The 18928-nt window shown below is 69.8% G+C and carries 18 protein-coding genes; 3 read left to right on the plus strand and 15 right to left on the minus strand.

Going from position 1 to position 18928, the window contains the following annotated elements; all coding sequences use genetic code 11:
* The 6 genes from FB561_RS12105 to FB561_RS12130 all read right to left on the minus strand — a co-directional run bounded on the left by FB561_RS12105 (position 1) and on the right by FB561_RS12130 (position 5102).
* Positions 1-870 (minus strand): carbohydrate ABC transporter permease, encoded by an 870-nt coding sequence (locus FB561_RS12105; RefSeq protein ID WP_145806096.1) that lies wholly within the window; start codon positions 868-870, stop codon positions 1-3.
* Positions 867-1811 carry a carbohydrate ABC transporter permease gene (locus FB561_RS12110; RefSeq protein WP_145806098.1) on the minus strand — a complete coding sequence of 315 codons (945 nt, stop codon included), beginning with the start codon at positions 1809-1811 and terminating at the stop codon, positions 867-869. Before FB561_RS12110 ends, FB561_RS12105 begins: the two co-directional genes overlap by 4 nt.
* 14 nt (positions 1812-1825) lie before the next feature.
* Complete coding sequence (locus FB561_RS12115) at positions 1826-3112, minus strand: extracellular solute-binding protein (RefSeq protein ID WP_145806101.1); 1287 nt, start codon at positions 3110-3112, stop codon at positions 1826-1828.
* A 149-nt stretch (positions 3113-3261) separates the two neighbouring features.
* Positions 3262-4269 (minus strand): LacI family DNA-binding transcriptional regulator, encoded by a 1008-nt coding sequence (locus FB561_RS12120; RefSeq protein WP_145806103.1) that lies wholly within the window; start codon positions 4267-4269, stop codon positions 3262-3264.
* A 73-nt stretch (positions 4270-4342) separates the two neighbouring features.
* Complete coding sequence (locus tag FB561_RS12125; protein WP_145806105.1) at positions 4343-4552, minus strand: hypothetical protein; 210 nt, start codon at positions 4550-4552, stop codon at positions 4343-4345.
* Positions 4553-4694: 142 nt separating this feature from the next.
* Positions 4695-5102, minus strand: coding sequence for a VOC family protein (locus FB561_RS12130; RefSeq protein WP_145806107.1), 408 nt, complete (start codon positions 5100-5102; stop codon positions 4695-4697).
* 60 nt (positions 5103-5162) lie between these two features.
* Here FB561_RS12130 and FB561_RS12135 point away from each other — a divergent pair, with 60 nt between their 5' ends.
* Positions 5163-5594, plus strand: coding sequence for a MarR family winged helix-turn-helix transcriptional regulator (locus FB561_RS12135; RefSeq protein ID WP_170284642.1), 432 nt, complete (start codon positions 5163-5165; stop codon positions 5592-5594).
* A gap of 6 nt (positions 5595-5600) precedes the next feature.
* On the opposite strand, the gene FB561_RS12140 is transcribed toward FB561_RS12135, so the two are convergent.
* Entirely contained in the window at positions 5601-6650 is a 1050-nt protein-coding gene (locus FB561_RS12140; RefSeq protein WP_145806112.1) for an aldo/keto reductase, read from the minus strand.
* Between the two features lie 83 nt (positions 6651-6733).
* Between FB561_RS12140 and FB561_RS12145 the strand changes: the two genes are divergently transcribed.
* Positions 6734-7777 carry an aminotransferase class V-fold PLP-dependent enzyme gene (locus FB561_RS12145; RefSeq protein ID WP_145806114.1) on the plus strand — a complete coding sequence of 348 codons (1044 nt, stop codon included), beginning with the start codon at positions 6734-6736 and terminating at the stop codon, positions 7775-7777.
* On the opposite strand, the gene FB561_RS12150 is transcribed toward FB561_RS12145, so the two are convergent.
* The gene (locus tag FB561_RS12150) at positions 7778-9205 is read right to left on the minus strand and encodes a sulfatase family protein (protein WP_145806115.1); all 1428 of its coding nucleotides are present in this window, start codon (positions 9203-9205) and stop codon (positions 7778-7780) included. It lies immediately after the preceding gene.
* An 83-nt stretch (positions 9206-9288) separates the two neighbouring features.
* Here FB561_RS12150 and FB561_RS12155 point away from each other — a divergent pair, with 83 nt between their 5' ends.
* Positions 9289-9708 (plus strand): MerR family transcriptional regulator, encoded by a 420-nt coding sequence (locus tag FB561_RS12155; RefSeq protein ID WP_145806117.1) that lies wholly within the window; start codon positions 9289-9291, stop codon positions 9706-9708.
* A gap of 299 nt (positions 9709-10007) precedes the next feature.
* Here FB561_RS12155 and FB561_RS12160 read toward each other — a convergent pair whose 3' ends face one another.
* The 7 genes from FB561_RS12160 to FB561_RS12190 form a co-directional block, all read right to left on the minus strand.
* A complete protein-coding gene (locus FB561_RS12160; protein WP_145806119.1) occupies positions 10008-11615 on the minus strand; it encodes a 13E12 repeat family protein in 1608 nt (535 codons plus the stop codon).
* A 155-nt stretch (positions 11616-11770) separates the two neighbouring features.
* Positions 11771-12607, minus strand: coding sequence for a formate dehydrogenase accessory sulfurtransferase FdhD (fdhD, locus tag FB561_RS12165; RefSeq protein ID WP_145806121.1), 837 nt, complete (start codon positions 12605-12607; stop codon positions 11771-11773).
* The gene (locus tag FB561_RS12170) at positions 12595-13917 is read right to left on the minus strand and encodes a molybdopterin molybdotransferase MoeA (RefSeq protein WP_337692299.1); all 1323 of its coding nucleotides are present in this window, start codon (positions 13915-13917) and stop codon (positions 12595-12597) included. The genes fdhD and FB561_RS12170 overlap by 13 nt, the downstream gene beginning before the upstream one ends.
* Positions 13812-14033 carry a formate dehydrogenase subunit delta gene (locus FB561_RS12175; protein WP_145812976.1) on the minus strand — a complete coding sequence of 74 codons (222 nt, stop codon included), beginning with the start codon at positions 14031-14033 and terminating at the stop codon, positions 13812-13814. Before FB561_RS12175 ends, FB561_RS12170 begins: the two co-directional genes overlap by 106 nt.
* Positions 14033-16843 (minus strand): formate dehydrogenase subunit alpha, encoded by a 2811-nt coding sequence (gene fdhF / locus FB561_RS12180; protein WP_145806124.1) that lies wholly within the window; start codon positions 16841-16843, stop codon positions 14033-14035. The genes FB561_RS12175 and fdhF overlap by 1 nt, the downstream gene beginning before the upstream one ends.
* Positions 16840-18375 (minus strand): formate dehydrogenase beta subunit, encoded by a 1536-nt coding sequence (locus tag FB561_RS12185; RefSeq protein ID WP_145806126.1) that lies wholly within the window; start codon positions 18373-18375, stop codon positions 16840-16842. The genes fdhF and FB561_RS12185 overlap by 4 nt, the downstream gene beginning before the upstream one ends.
* Positions 18372-18866, minus strand: coding sequence for an NADH-quinone oxidoreductase subunit NuoE family protein (locus FB561_RS12190; protein WP_238334779.1), 495 nt, complete (start codon positions 18864-18866; stop codon positions 18372-18374). The genes FB561_RS12185 and FB561_RS12190 overlap by 4 nt, the downstream gene beginning before the upstream one ends.
* Between the last annotated feature and the right edge of the window lie 62 nt (positions 18867-18928).

The raw sequence follows: 18928 nt of genomic DNA on the forward strand, positions 1-18928 counted from the left end.
TCAGCCCTTGATGCCGGCGTCGCCGACACCGCGGACGACCTGGCGTTGGAAGAGGGCGAAGACGATCAGCAGCGGCAGGCCGCCGAGGACGGCCGACGCCATGATCTGGGCGTAGCGCAGGCCGTACGAGCCCTGCACGTTGGCGAGTCCGACCGGGATCGTCATCATCGACGGGTCGGTGGTCACGATGAACGGCCAGAGGAAGTTGTTCCAGGCCCCGATGAAGGTGAAGATGGCGACCGCGCCGAGCACCGGCCGCGACATCGGCACCATCACGCTCCAGACGATCCGCAGCCGGGTCGCACCGTCCACCCGGGCCGCGTCCTCGTAGTCACGGGAGACGCCGTCGAAAAACTTCTTCAGCACGAACACCATCACCGGCGCGACCACCTGCGGCAACACGATGCCCCAGTACGTGTCGACCAGCCGCAGGCTCGACATCTCCTGGAACAACGGCACGATCAGCACCTGCGGCGGGACCAGGATGCCGGCGATCAGCAGGCCGAACAGGACGCGCCGGCCGGGGAACGTGGTCCGGGAGAACCCGTACGCCGCGAGCGTGGACACGCCCAACGTCAGAACGGTCACCAGGCAGGCCACGATCGTGCTGTTCAGGAACCAGCGCAGGATCGAACCCTGGTCCACCACGCTCTGGTACGCCGCGAAGGTCGGTGCCTCCGGCAACCAGGTGATCGGGGTCCGGGTGGTCTCCGGTTCGGGTTTGAGCGAGGTGTCGACGGCCCACAGCAACGGGGCCAGCCAGACCAGCGCGAGCAGGACCGCGCCGACCGCCAGCGCGACCTGGGGAAACGTGAACCGTGGTACGACCGGGCCGCTCGGCTTCGTCCTCGGGATCGTCACGGAGCTCATCGGTCCGCCTCCTTCCGGCCGCCGAACAGCCTGAACTGCGCGATCGACACGATCACGATGACGAGGAAGAACATGTACGAGACCGCGGACGCGTAGCCGATCCGGTAACTGGTGAAGCCGCTCTCGTAGATGTACTGGATGATCGGCCGGGTGGCGTAGTTCGGGCCGCCGTCGGTCATCAGGTAGATCTGGTCGAAGATCTTCAGCGACGCGACCAGCTGCAGCACGACGATCAGCCCGGTGGTCCGGCTGAGCAGCGGCAGGGTGATCCGGAACAGTTGCTGCCGGCCACTCGCCCCGTCGATCGCGGCGGCCTCGTAGACCTGCTCGGGGATGCCCTGCAACGCGGCCAGGTAGAGCAGGAAGTTGAACCCCACGGTCCACCAGACCGTGGTGATCACGACCGCGAGCATGGCCCGGTTCTCGGTGTTCAGCCAGTCGATCTCGGCGAACCCGCCGGCCGTCAGCAGCCCGTTCACCAGGCCGAAGCCGGGCTGGTAGATCCACACCCAGATCAGCGTGACCACGGTCGCGGGCAGCACGAACGGCGCGAAGTAGGCGAACCGCAGGAACCAGCCGAGCAGGCCCTGGCGGTTCGCGAGCAGCGCCATCACGAGCGCGATCACGACCAGCGGCGGCGTACTCATCGCGGTGAAGACCAGGGTGTTCCTCAGCGACGCCCAGACCGCGGGATCGCCGAACATCTCCTGCCAGTTGCGCAGGCCGAGGAACTCCTGCTGCACGCCGGCCAGGCTGGTGTTGAAGAAGCTGTTCCACAGGCCGGACAACGTCGGCCAGAGCAGGAAGAACGCGAACAGCACGCCGAACGGGGCAACGAAGAAGAGGCCGCCCCATTTCTCGGTCCAGGGTGGTCCCGGTCGCTGCGGCGCGGTCGTGGTCGGTGGGCTGGAGGTGGTGCGGGGCGGTGTCTGCACGGCCATCGGGTCAGCTCCTGTCAGACCGGGGACGGGGTGTCGAGCAGCTTCCGGGTGGCGGCCTTGAACTGGTCGAGGCCCTGGCGAGGCGTCGTCCGGCCGGCCAGTACTCCCGCGAAGGCGGCCCCCGCTTCGTTCTGCAGCTGCGCGCCGGATCCGCTGAACCACGCGTCCGGGTCGAACAGCACGTCGGGCGCGACCGAGCGGTACTCGGCCTGCGGCTTGAGGTTCAGGTACTCCGGACTGGCGACCACCGGCTGGTACGCGGGGATGTGACCGCCCGCCGCCCACTCCGCGCTGTTCTTCAGCATCCAGGCGATGTACTCGATCGTCGCCGCGGTGTCGGCCTCGTTCCGGACGGCCTGGTGCGGCAGCACGAACGTGTGCGCGTCCCCGGCGTACTTCGGCACGTCGTACACGACCGGGAACGGCGCCATGCTGAACGGCAGCTTCGCGGTCTGGTACGTCGTCACCTCCCACTCGCCGTTGAAGCTCAGCCCGGCGTCACCGTTGCTGAACTGGGCCACCAGCGACGGGTAGTCGGCCGACTTCGGGGTGAGTCCGTCGGCGGCGAGTTTCGCCATCAGCCCCAGGGCTTCCAGCGCCTTCGCGTCGTCGATCACCAGGTCCCGGCCGGACTCGTCGAAGAACCCGCCCTCCAGTTGGCCGTAGAGGGTCCACCACATCCGCCACGGGTTGGTGGTCTCGATCGACGCGGCGAACTTGCCGGTCACCTCCTTGACCGCGCGGAGCATGTCGAGGAACGGCTCCACGCCACGGACCGGCTTGATCCGCCCGTCCGGACCGAGCAGCCCGGCCTTCGCGCAGATGTCGGTGTTGTAGTAGAGGACGAACGGGTGCTGGTCGAGCGGGACGGCGTACAGCTGTCCGTCGATCTTGCAGCGGTCCCAGGTGGCGGGCAGGAAGTCCGGCTCGGTGATGCCGGCCTTCGCCAGCAGGTCGAGCGGGATCGGGTCGAGCATGGTGGCCGGGCTGAAACCCTTCAGCCGGGACAGGTGCAGGGTGGCGACCTCGGGGGCGCGGCCGCCGGCCGCCGACATCGCCAGCTTGGTGTAGAACGGCGGGCCCCAGGCCAGCGTGTGCGCCTCGAAGGCCATGTCCTTGTGTTCGGCAACGAACTTGTCGTGGATCTGCAGCAGCCGGGCGCCGTCGCCGCCGCCGAACAGGTTCCACTCACGGATCCGCGCGTCCCGGCGCAGCGATCCGCAGCCGCCGAGGGTGGCGACGCCGGCCAGGCCGAGCGCGGCCGTCAGCACGGTGCGTCGGGTGGGGTGGGATGCAGTCATTCGCGTGTCCTCCCGGGGGCGGTGGAGCACGGGTGCGGGCAGGCTTCAGTACCGCACCGGCCTGTGGGTGGAGGCTGCCGGTGCGCACTTCTACATCGGTGTAGAAGGATGATGCCGACGCACCGCGAAGGCGTCAAGGCCTGGTCCGGTCACTGACCGGTAGTGGACTCCCGGACATGCAGCTGGTACTGCGCGACGATCTCGCGCTGGCCGGACTCGTCACCGTTCATCCGCTCGACCAGCAGCTCGACGGCGGTGGTCGCGATCTGGGCCCGGCCCGGATCGACCGTGGTCAGCGTGGGCGTGCTGTACCGGGCCTCGTCGATGTCGTCGAACCCGGCGACCGCGAGGTCGTCCGGCACCCGGATGCCGCGCTGGGCCAGCACCCGGAGCGCGCCGAGTGCGAGCGTGTCGTTGAGACCGAGGACGGCGTCGAACTTCTGCCCTGACTCGAGCAGCGCCGTCATCGCCTCGGCCCCCGTCGACCGGTGCCACGGCCCGGCGTACGCGGCGAGCTCGGGGAGCGGCTCCAGGCCCACCTCGGCCAGCGTCGCGGCGTACGCCCCGTACCGGATCGCGGCCGTGCCGACGATCTCGCCGGGGTGGGTGCCGAGGACGGCGATCCGGCGGCGGCCGAGGTCGAGCAGGTGCTGGACCGCGGCCCGGGTGCCGGCCACGTTGTCGATCATCACGTGGTCGACCGGGCCGTGGAAGATGCGCTCGCCGAGCAGGACGGTCGGCGTCGACGTCCGCAGGTGCTCGGCGTCGTCGGGGCCGAGGGCGAGCGGGCTGAACAGCAGGCCGTCGACCAGGTGGCCGCGTGGACGCGCGAGGGCGGCGAGCTCGCGTTCGCGGACGGCGCCGGTCTGCTCGATCATCACGGTCAGCCCGTGCTTCTCGGCGGCCGTGATGGCGGCGTCGGCCAGCTCCGCGAAGTACGGCAGGCTCAGTTCGGGGACGGCGAGGCCGATGATGCCGGTGCGGCCGGACTTGAGGTTCCGGGCCGAGATGTTCAGCTGGTACCCGAGGGCGTCGATCGACGCGAGCACCCGCAGCCGGGTCTCCTCACGGATGTACGGGTATCCGTTCATCACGTTCGAGACCGTCTTCGGCGAGACGCCCGCGTGCTGCGCGACGTCGCGCATCGTCACTGCCACCGTGCCACCTCCCCGTCGGACTCCGTCGGACTCCCAGAGGCTCACGGTAGTGCAACCGCGCCCGGACCCCGGATCAGGTGAGCAGGCCGTACGGGGGTTTGTCGAGCGGGGAGAGCCGGATCCCGAGCTGGCCGGCCTTGGTGAGGACGGAGTCGACCGGACGACCTAACCGCAGGCTGATCACGGAGGGCGGGATGTTGTCGGCGGCGAACTCCTTCAGTCGGGCCAGTTCCTTGCGGGTCCAAGGTTCACCGGCGTTCCGGATGGATTGCGGCAGGGCCATCGCTCTCACTTCTTCTCGATTTCGTTCTCCCTGTCACGGTGCCCCGGGCCGGGGTGATCGAAAACTGCGCAATCGCGGCATGACCGAGCGTGAACGCGCATCGGTACGGCTGCGTCAGTGCGCGTGCATCAGGACGGCTGCATCAGTACGTCTGGAGTTCGAGCAGGGTGCCCTCCGGGTCGCGGAGGTGGGCGGTCCGCAGGCCGGGTCCCCACTGCGGCCGGTCCTGCGGCGGCGCGACGACGGTGGCGCCGTACCGGGTGAGGATCTTGGTGGCGGCGTCCACGTCGTCGACCTTGAACACGAGCATCGTGGTGTCCTGGCTCGGTGCTGCCGTCGTCGGCCGGCTCTCGGTGCCGACCGCGCTCGCGATCGCGGCCCGGCTGAACACGGCGAGGCCGGCCTGGCCGTCCAGGTCCCAGTTGGCGTAACTCGCCTCGGGCACCACCTTGACCGGCTGGACGCCGAACAACTCGGCCAGGACGCCGCGGTAGAACTCCACCGCGGTTCCGAAGTCGCGGACCAGCAGGCGGGGAGAGAGCACGTCCATCGGGTGAGTCCTCATTAGTGGGTAACTACCAACGATTGGATCTGGCCTACAATAACCTCCGTGGAGACGCTGCTGGGGACCACCACGTTCGTACTGCACCGCGTCGCCGTGGCCGGCCGCCGCGCGATCGCCGAGCGGCTCGCGGTCCGACCGGGGCTGACCCTGTGGGAGTACGCCGCGCTCGCCGAGCTCGACGAACGCGGCCCTGTCGCGCAGAACGTCGTCGCCGAGGCGCTCGGGCTCGATCCGAGTGACGTGGTGAAGTTGATGGACGAGCTGTTGACCGCGCAACTGGTGACCCGGGACCGCGACGCCGAGGACCGCCGGCGGTACCGGATCGCCCTCACCGCGAAGGGCCGGCGCTCGCTCGCGACCGGGCACGACGTCGTCCGGAAGGTCGAGGAGGCCACGCTGGCGCCCTTGTCGCCGGCCGAGCGCTCGACGCTGCACCGGCTGGTGAGCAAGGTGCACACGAACTCTGTCGCCAAGTAACGATCGTCAGGCGGCGCTGCGGTCGCTGAGTGGGCGACGACGGGCGACCGGGTCGGTCAGCGAGACCGGCTGCCACGCGCCGTCGGCCTGGTACAGGTCGGTGCCGGGCGGGACGATCGCGTCGATCCGGTCGAGCGTCGCGTCGTCCAGGGTCAGCTCGGCACCCTTGAGCAGGCTGTCGAGGTGGTCCATCGTGCGCGGGCCGCTGATCACGGACGTGACCGCCGGGTGCGCGACGACGAACGCCAGCGCCAGCTCGGGCAGCGAACAACCGATGCCCTCGGCAACTTCCACGAGCTGTTCGAGCGCGTCGAACTTGGCCGCGTTCGCCGGCAGCGACGGGTCGAACCGGAACGGCGTGAGCGCGGCCCGGCCGGAGCCGAGGTCGACCGGCCGGCCCTTGCGGACCTTGCCGGACAGGAAGCCGGAGGCGAGCGGGCTCCAGGTGAGCACACCCATGTTCAGCCGCGCGCAGGTCGGCAGCAGCGAGCGCTCGATCCCGCGCGCGATCAGCGAGTACGGCGGCTGTTCGGTGCGGAACTTGCCGTATCCGCGGCGTTCGGCGACGTGGTACGCCTCGACGATCTCCTCGGCCGGGAACGTCGAGCAGCCGAACGCGCGGATCTTGCCCTGGCTGACCAGGTCGGTGAGCGCCGACAGGGTCTCCTCGATGTCCGTGGCCGGGTCCGGACGATGCACCTGGTACAGGTCGATCCAGTCGGTACCGAGCCGGCGCAGGCTCTGCTCGACCTCGTGCACGATCCAGCGCCGCGAGTTGCCGCCGCGGTTGCGGCCCTCGCCCATCGGGAAGTGCACCTTGGTCGCCAGCACGACGTCGTCCCGGCGGCCCTGCAGCGCCTTGCCGACGATCTCCTCGCTCTCGCCGGCGGAGTACATGTCGGCGGTGTCGACGAAGTTGATGCCCTGGTCGAGGGCGGCGTGGATGATCCGGATCGCGTCGGCGTGGTCGGGGTTGCCGACGGCGCCGAACATCATCGTGCCGAGGCAGTGCACGCTGACCTCGATCCCCGTCCCACCGAGAGTGCGGTAACGCATCGAACAGCTCCTTGCTTCGTGGTGTGGCTCGGAGACTAGGAGCTAGACCGCGCTCTAGGTCAAGCTCCGCGTACGGTGGCCGCATGACGTCTGTCGCCGACTACGCGCACCTGTGGGAACCGCAGCCGGGCTGGCTGAACACCGCCTCGTACGGGCTGCCGCCGCGGCCGGGATGGGAGGCGATGCAGGCGGCGCTGGCGGACTGGCGGGTCGGGGCCACCAGCTGGGAACCGTGGGACGCGTCCACCCGCCGGGCGCGCGAGTCGTTCGCCCGGTTGGTGAACGCGTCCGCCGAGGACGTCTTCGTCGGCGGCACCGTCTCCGCGGCCCTCGCCCCGATCGCGGCCGGGCTGCCGGACGGGGCCCGGGTCCTGGTCGACGAGGTCGAGTTCACGTCGAACGTCTACCCGTGGAAGGTGCACGAGGACCGCGGTATCGAGGTGGTCTCCGCAGCGACCGACGACCTGGTCGCCGCGATCCGGCCGGGGGTCGACGTGGTCGCGGTGAGCGCGGTGCAGTCCTCGACCGGCGCGGTGCTGGACCTGCCGGCCGTGGTGGCCGCCTGCCAGCGGATCGACGCGCTGCTGATCGTCGACGCGAGCCAGGCCGCGGGGTGGCTGCCGCTCGACGTGACCGGCCTGGACGCGCTCGTCGCCCACTCGTACAAGTGGCTGATGTCGCCCCGCGGCGCCACCCTCGGGTACCTCTCGCCGCGACTGCGGGAGCGCTGTCGTCCGCTGCAGGCCGGCTGGTACGCGGGTGAGGACCGGCACAGCTCGTACTACGGGACCGGGATGGACCTGGCGTCGGACGCGCGCCGGTTCGACCAGTCGCCGGCGTGGTTCTCGTTCGTCGCGGCGGCCCCGACCCTGGAGTTGCTGGAGGAGATCGGGATCGCCGCGATCCACGCGCACAATGTTTCCCTGGCCAACGAGTTCCGGGCTGGGGTCGGGCTGCCGGCCGGTGATTCCGCGATCGTAAGTACGCGGATGCCCGGCGCCGAGGAAGCGTTCGCCGCTGCCGGGATCCGGGCGGCCGTTCGCAACGGCGGCCTGCGGGTGTCCTTCCACGTGTACTCGACCTCGGAGGACGTCCAGCTCGCCCTCAAAGCGCTGGAACGCCTTTAGTTATTGGGGAAGCGGCTGGCCGGGGTGCGGTTCGTCGCCGACCGCCGCCTGGGCCTTCCACATCTGGACCTCGAGGTCGCGGCGGATCGCGGTGTACGCCGGGTCGTCGGCGACGTTGGTGAGCTCCTGTGGGTCGGCCACCAGGTCGTACAGCTCCCACTCGGGCGGGTACGTCACCGACGACGCACCGGGCAGGCCGAGGCCGTCGTTGTAGAAGTAAATGAGCTTGTACCGGTCGGTGCGGTAGCCGTAGTGCGCGGCGGCGTGGTGGTTGCCGTCGTCGTGCTCCCAGTAGCGGTAGTACATGCCGTCGGCCGGTGGGACGCTGTTCGTGCCCTGATCGGTGCCTGTCAGATCGGGCCAGAAGTCGCGGCCCTGCATGCGGTCATGGGGCTCCACGCCGGCCGCGGTGAGGAGGGAGCGGGCGAAGTCCACGTTGGTGACGATGCCGTCGTGCACCTGACCGGCTCCCACCGCGCGCGGGTAGCTCAGCAGTAGCGGCATCCGCAGCGACTCCTCGTACATGAGCCGCTTGTCGTACCAGCCGTGGTCGCCGAGGAAGAACCCCTGGTCCGAGGTGTACATCAGGACGGTGTCGTCGTACTGCCCGTGCTCCTCGAGCCAGGCAGTCACCCGGCCTACGCTGTCATCGACCGACGCGACACAGGCGAGATAGTCCTCCATGTACCGCTGGTACTTCCACCGCGCCTCTTCGTCGGCGGACAGCCCCGGGGGTACCGGCTGCTTCAGGTCCGTGGCGTTGAGGTCGTCGGCCACCCGCATCGTCGAGCGCCGCGTCGACTCCGACCGGGTCGCGTAGTCGTCGGTGAACGTCTCGGGGACCGGGATCGGCGCGGAGTACTTCCCCTGGTACGCCGGGGCCGGCTCCCACGGTCGATGCGGTGCCTTGTGCCAGAGGAGCAGGCACCATGGGTCGTCGCCGTCCAGCGAGTCCAGCCAGCGCAGGGCGAGGTCGGTGATCACCTCGGTCGCGTACCCGGGCTCGGTACGCAGGCCGTCGGCGGAGAGGAAGCGCGGATCGTGGTACTCACCCTGGTCGATCAGGACGTCCCAGGAGTCGAACCCCTCCGGGTCGTGCCCGGGCCCCTCGCCCAGATGCCACTTGCCGACGATCGCGGTCCGGTACCCGGCGGCGCGGAGCTGGCTGACGAATGTGGGCTGCGACGCGTCGATCGGGGTCGAGAGGGTCCGGACGCCGTTGACGTGGCTGTAGGTGCCGGTGAGGATCGATGCCCGACTCGGTGCGCAGAGCGCGTTCGTGGCGAAGCAGTTGCCGAACCGGACGCCGCGAGCGCCGATCGCGTCCAGGTGCGGAGTCTCGTTCACCACCGATCCGTACGCGCCGACGGAGTGGGCCGCGTGGTCGTCGGTGAGGATCATCGCGATGTTCGGACGCCGGTCCGTCATGGGGGCTGCCTCTCGCTGGGGTCGGGGTTGGTCCATTCAATCGAACTAGAGTCGGCTCCAGGTCGGGGGCTACGCTGACCGGCATGAGTGAGGGACTGAGCATCGGCCAGGTGGCGGACCGTACCGGCCTGAGCGTGCACGCACTCCGCTTCTACGAACGCGAAGGCATCCTGGCCGAGTCGGTCCGGCGCGAGTCCAACGGGCGGCGCGTGTACAGCGAGGACGACGTCGACTGGCTGGAGATGTGCGTCCGCTTCCGCTCGTCGGGGATGCCGCTGGAGACCATCCGCAAGTACACGGATCTGGTGCGCCAGGGCCCGGGGAACGAGACCGACCGGCTGGCGCTGCTGCGGAGCCACCAGGAGCACGTCCAGGCCCAACTGGCCGAGCTGACCGAATGCCTGAAGGTGATCAGCCACAAGGTGGAGATCTACGAGGACCACCTGAACCGCGGAGTCGCGGACTGCCTATGGGTCCAGCCCGGGACGGCCGCGGCAGAGTAGAGGCAGTCGGTACGCCACCCCACGCGGTCTGCTCCGGTCACTCCTTCGTCGGCCCCTTGGCGGCGGCTCCCACCCTGGACAGTGGCTCCCTTCGTCCCTGCCTGGCAATGGCGTGAAGGCAGGGCGGGCGTGGTGAGGGCGAGGTGTGGTGCGGGGTTGGTCTGCCGTGGGTCGGTGGTTGGGGTGATGTGGCCCGTCCTCGACGTTCGAACGAGGGTGGTCATCTACAGCCCAATCGCCCAGGCGCGGGTCGGTGGCGGACCGCGTCCTCACCGCCAGGGCTCGACCCAACCCGTGGCTCAACGCTCGGCCGCAGGATTATCAGGATCGGTCGCATGCTGAATCCAGCGCGGAGTCGTCCGTTGCTGATGCGAGTCGGTCCGACGGGTGCCGGTGTGGTCGACGTGGAAGGTGAAGCCGTGGGGGCTGGTCCATTCCAGGGTGTCGTCGGTGGTGCGGTTGACGTTCCAGTGGCCGTGGGTTTTGACCCGGTGGCTGTAGCGCCGTAGCGGGATGAGTTTGGTGGTGCCGGTCTGCCCGGGTGGTCCGTGGGGGTCGTAGGGCTGGATGTGGTCGAGGTCGGTGGCGAGTGTGGTCTCTGCGGTGCCGTAGGGGAACTGTTCGACGGGGTGGATGAGTTTGAGTTGTTCGCGTAGTCGGCGGGGGATTTCGTAGGCGTCGACGCTGATGGTGTCGTTCAGGTCGATTACCGGCCGGACCGAGTAGGGGCGGTGGCCGATCAGCTCGGTGAGTTGGGCAGCGAGGAGCGGCCCGCAGCCTTCGACCCGGGCGACGCCGTGGCCGGTGGCCAGGGTGTGGTCGGTGAGGTGGACGTAGATGGTGGTGCGGCTGGTGCGGGAGCCGGTGATGCCGTCGAGTTGGGCCAGGTCGGCGTTGACCATCTGACGGGTCGGTGCCTCCACACCCGTAGCCGCCTGCCCGGCGCCGGCGACGGCATCGGGGGCGCGGTCGGCGTCGGCCCTGGGCGTGACGTCCCACGGTTCGACGCGCTCACCTTGACCACACGCGACCACACCAGTCGTCACATCAGCCGTCGCCGCGTCACCCGGCCGCGCCACCTCAGTCGCTGAAGGCTGGGCTGCTTCCGACGGTGTCGAGGTGGGCAGGGTGCCGGTGCGGCCGGCGGTGAGGATGGCTTGGGCGTGGGCCGGGTCGGCCAGGATGCCCAGCGCCCGCGCCCGCCGCAGCCGCAAAGGATCCGGATCACCCAGCGTCTTCAACGCCTCCGCCAGGGCATCAATCGTGGCGTCGAAGCGCAACACGTCACCGGTCGCGGCCAGGATCCACACCGACTTGGTGCCGTGATCATCGGCCCGCCCCACATACACACCACGCTCACGCGCCTTCCGCTCAGCAGCAGACCGGGCAGCATCCTGATCAGCGCGGTAGCGGGCAGCCGTGACAATCTTGCCCAACCGGATCGGGGTGACGGTGTCGACCAGACCCGCGACCTGCTCATCGACCATCGCCGCCGCCTCCTCGGACAACTCCAGACAGGCGGTCGCGACCTTGCACGCCTTCCATGGGGTCGCCTCACCGTTCAACACCGTCGCCCAGATCCGCGGCAACCGATGCCGCAACGCCAACGCCTGCCCGATAAAGGCCGCCGCACTCCCCGCCGACGTCCCGATCATCGCCCCGAACTCCGCCGGCGCGAACTCAGCAATCGCCGGACACCCTGCGCCGCCGTAGACCACGCCACGCTCTCGCCCGGGCCGCCTTCCCTCCCCGCCACCAGTAGGCAGCCCGTCGGCGCTGTGCAGATCGGCGAACACCTGCGCATGCACCAACAACCGAGCCTCAAGCCGATCGATCTCAGCACGATGCGCCGCAGCCGAGGTCAGTACCCCGGCCGCGTCCAACTCCGCCACATCGCCATCGAACATGTGATCGACTATAGATCAACCAGCCCACAGGAAAGCAAATCGACTATCCACAGATCCCCTTGTGGATAAGGGATCTGAGCAACGCAGAGATTGATGTATGTTCCCTGGCATGAGTATCACAGCCGCCGGCCTGCCAGTGTCGATCTATGCCAGGCTCAACCACGTACGAGAGTCGCGATCCGCTCCGGGTGGGTGTAGACGTTCAGGGAGCCGTTGCGGATGAAGCCGGTGAGGGTGAGGCCCGATTCGGCGGCGAGGTCTACGGCCAGGGAGGAGGGGGCCGAGACCGCGCCGAGGACGGGGATGCCGGACATCACCGCCTTCTGGGCGAGCTCGAAGGACGTTCGGCCGGAGACGATGAGGACACAACCCCGGGCCGGGATTCGGTGGTTCAGCAAGGCCCAGCCGACGACCTTGTCCACCGCGTTGTGGCGGCCGACGTCTTCGCGGACGACCAGAAGGTCGCCGTCGGCGGTGAAGAGGCCGGCCGCGTGGAGGCCGCCGGTGCGGTCGAAGACTTGCTGGTGTTCGCGCAGCTTGTCCGGCAACGTCGCGAGCAGTTCGAACGGTACGCGCACCGGGTCGTCCGCCGGGGAGTACCGCGTCTTCGTGCGGACCGCGTCGAGGGACGCCTTGCCGCAGACGCCGCAGGACGAGGTGGTGTAGAAGTTGCGCTCGACACCGATCTCGGGCGCCGGGACGCCGTCGGCGAGGCCGAGGTCGAGGACGTTGTACGTGTTGCGGCCCTCGTCGTCGCGGGAGTCGCAGTACCGCGCGTCCCGGATGTCGTCGAGCGACCCGATCACGCCTTCGGTGTGGAGGAACCCGTGCGCGAGTTCGACGTCGTGGCCGGGCGTCCGCATCGTGACGGCCAAGGGTTTGCCGTTGACCCGGAGTTCCAGCGGCTCCTCGACGGCGATGGAGTCCGGGCGGCTGCGATCACCGTCCGGGCCGAGGCGGAGGACGGGTCTGCGAGCGATCAACCGACCCATGGACCCGCTCCCGGATCAAGGGCAAGCAGGCGGACGGCTACTGCGGTCGACGGCCCAGGGGGTACGACGGCGAACGCGTCCGCAGCCGCGGCTCCACGGAGCATCGCCGATCCGCCGTGCCCGACCGGTACCGCGCCCTCGGCGGTCACGCGCACCGGTACGAGCCGCGTGCTGTGCGGGTGACTCTGCAGACCACCTGGCACCGAACAGATGGGCAGCGGCGGCAGCCCGAGTCCGCGAAGCCGCCGGAGTGCCGCGACTCCCAGGGTGAGGAACGCGGTCAGTGCAGCCAATGGATTCCCTGGCAACCCGAGCACGAGGCGGCCGTCCTCGAAACGGGCCAGCGCCTGCGGGTGACCAGGGCGGCAAGCAACGCCGTCCACGATCAGCTCCGCACCCAGTTCGGCGAGCGCGGAGCGGAGGTGATCGGCGGGCCCCGAGGCGGACGACCCCGAGACCAGGATCAGCTCCGCATCGGCCGAAGCCAGCGCGTCCACCAGAGCCTGCCGGGAGTCCTCCAGATGCCGCACCTCAGCGGGGGATGAACAGCCGCCCGCTCGGTGGACCAGCCCGGGAACCATGGGACCGATCGCGTCGCGGACTCGACCAGGCCCAGAGGCGCCGGCGTGGACAAGCTCATCGCCCGTCACGAAGGCGGCGACGCGAGGCCGGGGGAGGACCGTCAGTCGATTCAGGCCGAGAGTCGCGGCCAGGCCGAGCACGGACGGGTCGACCACGACGCCCGCAGGAAGCAGTACCTCGCCGGCCGCACATTCCTCACCAGCGCGCCGGATGTGCCGCCCCGGAATCGCGGACCCCGCAACGTCGTCCTCCGAGCGGATCGCCTCCTCGTCGGGCAGGACCGCGGTCGTCCCCGTGGGAACCGCCGCACCGGTCACGATCTTGTACGCCTGGCCGTCCTCCAACTCAGGAGCCAGACCGGACCCGGCGCGGATCGTCCCGACCAGCCGCCACGGACCCGGCCCGCGCACCGCATAGCCGTCCATCGCCGAACGATCCACCGGCGGGACCGCGGCCGAAGCGACGAGCGGCACGGCGAGCGTCGTACCGTCCGCCTCGGCGAGCACCACCGACCGCGGCCGCAGCGGAGTCGCCACGGCGTGCGCCAACTCACGAGCGACATCCCACGGCAAGGACGACTGGTGGAGCGAGGGCCGCTGACGATCGAGGTCGGGTGGCTGCACTAGACGGCCCGCAGCAAGGCGGCCGCGCGAACGGCGATCGGGTCGAGCTCGTCGCCACCCGCGTCGACGTACGCGAGCAGGGCTGTCTTCATCCGCGGATCCCACGCCACCTTCAGGTGGTTCGCCACCGCTGTCGCCGCTTCTTCGGGCGCCTTGTGGGCGAACTGCCGGGAGATCTCGTTGGCCAGCCGGACCGTCGGCGGCATCGTCGCGGCGCCCATCACTTGCCTACCGCAACGGTCTCGCGCTCGGTCGTGACCGGCTCGACCACCAGGTCCACCTGGACCGCGGTCACCTTGTACTCCGGGCAGTTGGTGGCCCAGTCGGAGTTGTCGGTGGTGATCACGTTCGCCCCGGTCACGGGGTGGTGGAAGGTGGTGTAGCAGACCCCCACCGGCATCCGGTCGGACAGCTTCGCCCGCAGCGTGGTCCGCCCGACCCGGCTCGACAGGGCCACCGTGGACCCGTCCTCGATCCCGCGGACCTCGGCGTCGTGCGGATGCAGCTCGAGGATGTCCTCGGGATGCCAGGCCACGTTCGCGGTCCGCCGGGTCTGCGCGCCGACGTTGTACTGCGACAGGATCCGCCCGGTCGTCAGGATCAACGGGAACTTCCGGGTCGACCGCTCGGTGGTCGGGACGTACACGGTCTCCATGAACCTGCCCTTGCCGCGGGTGAACTCGTCCTCGTGCATGATCGGCGTCCCGTCCGGGTGCTCCAGGTTGCACGGCCACTGGATCGAGCCCGCCTCGTCCAGTTTGGCGAACGAGACCCCCATGAAGGTGGGCGTGGTGAGCGCGATCTCGTCCATGATCTCGCTCGCCGACTCGTACCGCATCGGGTATCCCATCTGCTGGGCGATCTCGCAGACGATCTCCCACTCCTGCTTCCCGGTCCGCGGCGCCATGACCGGCCGGACCCGGTTGATCCGGCGCTCGGCGTTGGTGAAGGTGCCGTCCTTCTCCAGGAACGACGTCCCCGGCAGCAGTACGTGCGCGAACTTGGCCGTCTCGTTGACGAACAGGTCCTGCACGACCAGCAGGTCCAGCGCACCGAGCGCGGCGAACACGTGCTGGGTGTTCGGGTCGGACTGCGCGATGTCCTCGCCCTGGACGAACAGCGCCCGGAACGAGCCGTCGATCGCGGCGTCGAACATGTTCGGGATTCGCAGCCCCGGCTCGTTCAGCAGTGGGGTGCCCCAGAGCTTCTCGTACACGTCCCGGACGCCGTCGTCGGAGACGTGCCGGTACCCGGGCAGCTCGTGCGGGAAGGAGCCCATGTCGCACGAACCCTGCACATTGTTCTGGCCGCGGAGCGGGTTCACGCCGACGCCGCGGCGGCCGATGTTGCCGGTCGCCATCGCCAGGTTCGCCATCCCCATCACCATCGTGGAGCCCTGGCTGTGCTCGGTGACGCCGAGACCGTAGTAGATCGCAGCGTTGCCGCCGGTCGCGTACAGCCGGGCCGCGGCGCGGATCTCCTCGGCCGGTACCCCGGAGACCTCGGCCGCCGCCTCCGGGCTGTGCTCCGGCCCGGCGATGAACTCGGCCCACGCCTCGAAGTCCTCACACCGGTCGGCGACGAACTCGCGATCGACCAGGCCCTCGGTGACCACGACGTGCGCGAACGCGTTGATCAGCGCGACGTTGGTCCCGGGCGCCAGCTGGAGGTGGTGCTGCGCCTCGATGTGCGGCGACCGGACCAGGTCGATCCGGCGCGGGTCGGCCACGATCAGTTTGGCACCCTGGCGGAGCCGCTTCTTCATCCGGGACGCGAAGACCGGGTGCCCGTCGGTCGGGTTGGCGCCGATCACCAGGATCACGTCGGCCTCCTCGACCGACTTGAAGTCCTGGGTCCCGGCCGACTCGCCGAACGTCTGCTTCAGCCCGTACCCGGTGGGCGAGTGGCAGACCCGGGCGCAGGTGTCGACGTTGTTGTTGCCGAAGACGGCGCGGACCATCTTCTGGACCGCGTACACCTCCTCGTTCGTGGTTCGCGACGAGGTGATCGCGCCGATCGACCCCTGGCCGTGCTCGGCCTGGATCTCGCGCAGCCGGCGCGCGGTGAACCCGATCGCCTCGTCCCAGGAGACCTTGCGCCACTCGTCCTCGATCGAGTCCCGCACCATCGGCTCGAGCACGCGGTCCGGGTGACTGGCGTACCCGAAGGCGAACCGGCCCTTGACGCAGGAATGGCCCTCGTTCGCGCCGCCGTCCTTGTACGGCACCATCCGGACCAGCTCGTCGCCGCGCAACTCGGCCTTGAACGAGCACCCCACCCCGCAGTACGCGCAGGTGGTGACGACCGAGCGGGTCGGCATCCCGAGCTCGACGACCGACTTCTCCTGCAACGTCGCGGTCGGGCAGGCCTGGACGCACGCGCCGCAGGACACGCAGTCGGAGTCGAGGAACGGGACGTCGGCGCCGGCCGCGACCTTGGAGTCGAAGCCGCGGCCGTCGATCGTCAGCGCCAGCGTGCCCTGCACCTCGTCGCAGGCGCGGACGCAGCGGGAGCAGACGATGCACTTGGACGCGTCGAAGTCGAAGTACGGGTTCGAGGAGTCGGTCGGCGCGTCCAGGTGGTTCGCGCCGGCGTCCACCCCGGAGCCGTACCGGACCTCGCGCAGCCCGGTCACCCCGGCCATGTCCTGCAGTTCGCAGTCACCGTTGGCCGAGCAGGTCAGGCAGTCCAGCGGGTGGTCGGAGATGTAGAGCTCCATCACGCCACGGCGGAGCTTGCCGAGCTTCTCGTTCTGGGTCCGCACCACCATGCCGTCGGCCACCGGCGTCGTACAGGACGCCGGGGTACCGCGGGCGCCGTCGATCTCGACGACGCAGAGCCGGCAGGAACCGAACGCCTCCAGGTTGTCGGTGGCGCAGAGCTTGGGGATGTCGATCCCCGCCTCCTTCGCCGCCCGCAGTACCGAGGTCCCTGGTGGCACGGCGACCGACACCCCGTCGACGGTCAGTGCGACCGTGGCTTCTCCCGGCCGCGCCGGTGTACCGAAGTCGGGTTCCTTGATCAGCGTCATGAACCGAAGTCCTTTCCGAAGTGGCGGACGGCGCTGCGGACCGGGAGCGGGGTCAGCCCGCCCATCGCGCACAGCGAGCCGTCGGTCATCAGGTCGCACAGGTCGTCGAGCAGGACGAGGTTCTCGGCGCGGTCGACGCCCGCGGTGATCCGGTCGATCGTCTCGACGCCGCGGACCGCGCCGACCCGGCACGGGGTGCACTTGCCGCAGGATTCCTCGGCGCAGAACTGGAAGGCGAACCGGGCCATCGCGGCCATGTCGACACTCTCGTCGAACACCACGATGCCGCCGTGCCCGACCATCGCGCCGGCCGCCGCGAACGCCTCGTAGTCCATCGGCAGGTCGAACTGCTCGACCGGCAGGTACGCGCCGAGCGGGCCACCGACCTGGACCGCGCGGACCGGCTGCCCTGACGCGCTGCCGCCGCCGAAGTCGTTCACCAGCTCGCCGAGGGTGATCCCGAACGCGGTCTCGACGATGCCGCCGCGGGCCACGTTCCCGCCCAGCTGGAACACGCTGGTCCCGAGCGACCGGCCCACGCCGTACGCCGCGTACGCCGCCGCACCGTTCGCCAGGATCGTCGGGATCGTTGCCAGCGACAACACGTTGTTCACCACGGTGGGCTTGCCGAACAGCCCTTCCAGCGCGGGGATCGGCGGCTTCGCCCGGACCATGCCGCGTTTGCCTTCGAGGCTCTCCAGCATGCTGGTCTCCTCACCGCAGATGTACGCGCCCGCGCCGACCCGGATCTGCAGGTCGAAGCTGAGCCCGGAGCCGAGGATGTCCTCGCCGAGCCAGCCGCGGTCCCGCGCCGTCACGATCGCGGCGGTCAGGGCCTCGATCGCGTCCGGGTACTCCGAGCGCAGGTACACGTAGCCCTCGCTCGCGCCGACGGCGTACGCGGCGATCGTCATGCCCTCGATCAGCACGAACGGGTCGCCCTCGATCAGCATCCGGTCGGCGAACGTGCCCGAGTCGCCCTCGTCGGCGTTGCAGCAGACGAACTTGAGCTCGTCCTCCGCCCCGAGCACGGTCCGCCACTTGATCCCGGTCGGGAAGCCGGCCCCACCACGGCCGCGGAGTCCCGAGTCGACGACCTCCTCGACCACCTCGGCCGGGGTCATCGTGAGCGCGCGTCGCAGTCCCTGCAGGCCGTCGTGCTCCTCGTACTCGGTGGCCGACCGCGGATCGACCACGCCGACCCGGCCGAACGTCAACCGCTGCTGGCGTTTCATCCACGGCAGTTCCTCGACCGGCCCGAGGTACGCCCCCTCGGACCGGCCGGCACCGTCGAGCAGGCCGGCCGCGACGAGCCCGTCGACCTCCTCGGGAGCGACCGGTCCGTACCCGACGCGGCCTTCCGGCGTCTCCACCTCGACCAGCGGTTCGAGCCACAGCATGCCGCGGGTGCCGGTCCGGACCACCTCGACGTCGGCGCCTGCGGTCCGGGCCGCGGCGGCGATCCGCTCGGCGACCTCGTCCGCGCCGACCGACTTCGCCGCCAAGTCCCGCGAAACGAACACCCTGGTCATCGGGCCTCCCCGAGGATCGCGTCGAGCCGGGCCGGAGTGACCCGTCCATGGACCTTGTCGCCGACCTGGACGGCCGGTCCGAGCGCGCAGTTGCCGAGGCAGAACACCTCGTCCACGGTGAGCCGCCCGTCGGCCGTCGTCTCGCCGAAGCCGGCCCCGGTACTGCGCCGCGCGTGCTCGCCGAGTTCGACAGCGCCGACCGAGCGGCACGCCTCGGCCTGGCAGATCCGTACCGTGATTCGGCCGGCGGGGTCACGGCGGAAGTCGCGGTAGAACGTCACCACGCCGTGCACCTCGGCGACGGACAGGTTCAGCACGTCCGCGATCACCGGGATGTCGGTCTGGCTGATCCAGCCGAACTCCTCCTGGACCGCGTGCAGGATCGGGAGCAACGGACCACGGAGCCTGATGCGCTCGGCGGCGAGTTCCCGGACACGCTGAGGACGGCCGGCGGCGGGCACTGGGGCGGAATCCGTGACTTCCATCGTCATAGGTCAACGGTCCCGGTGCTGCTGTCCGGGGTCAAAGCAAACCTGCCTATCACGCGATAGGC

This window comes from Kribbella amoyensis (assembly GCF_007828865.1).
Lineage (GTDB): Bacteria > Actinomycetota > Actinomycetes > Propionibacteriales > Kribbellaceae > Kribbella > Kribbella amoyensis.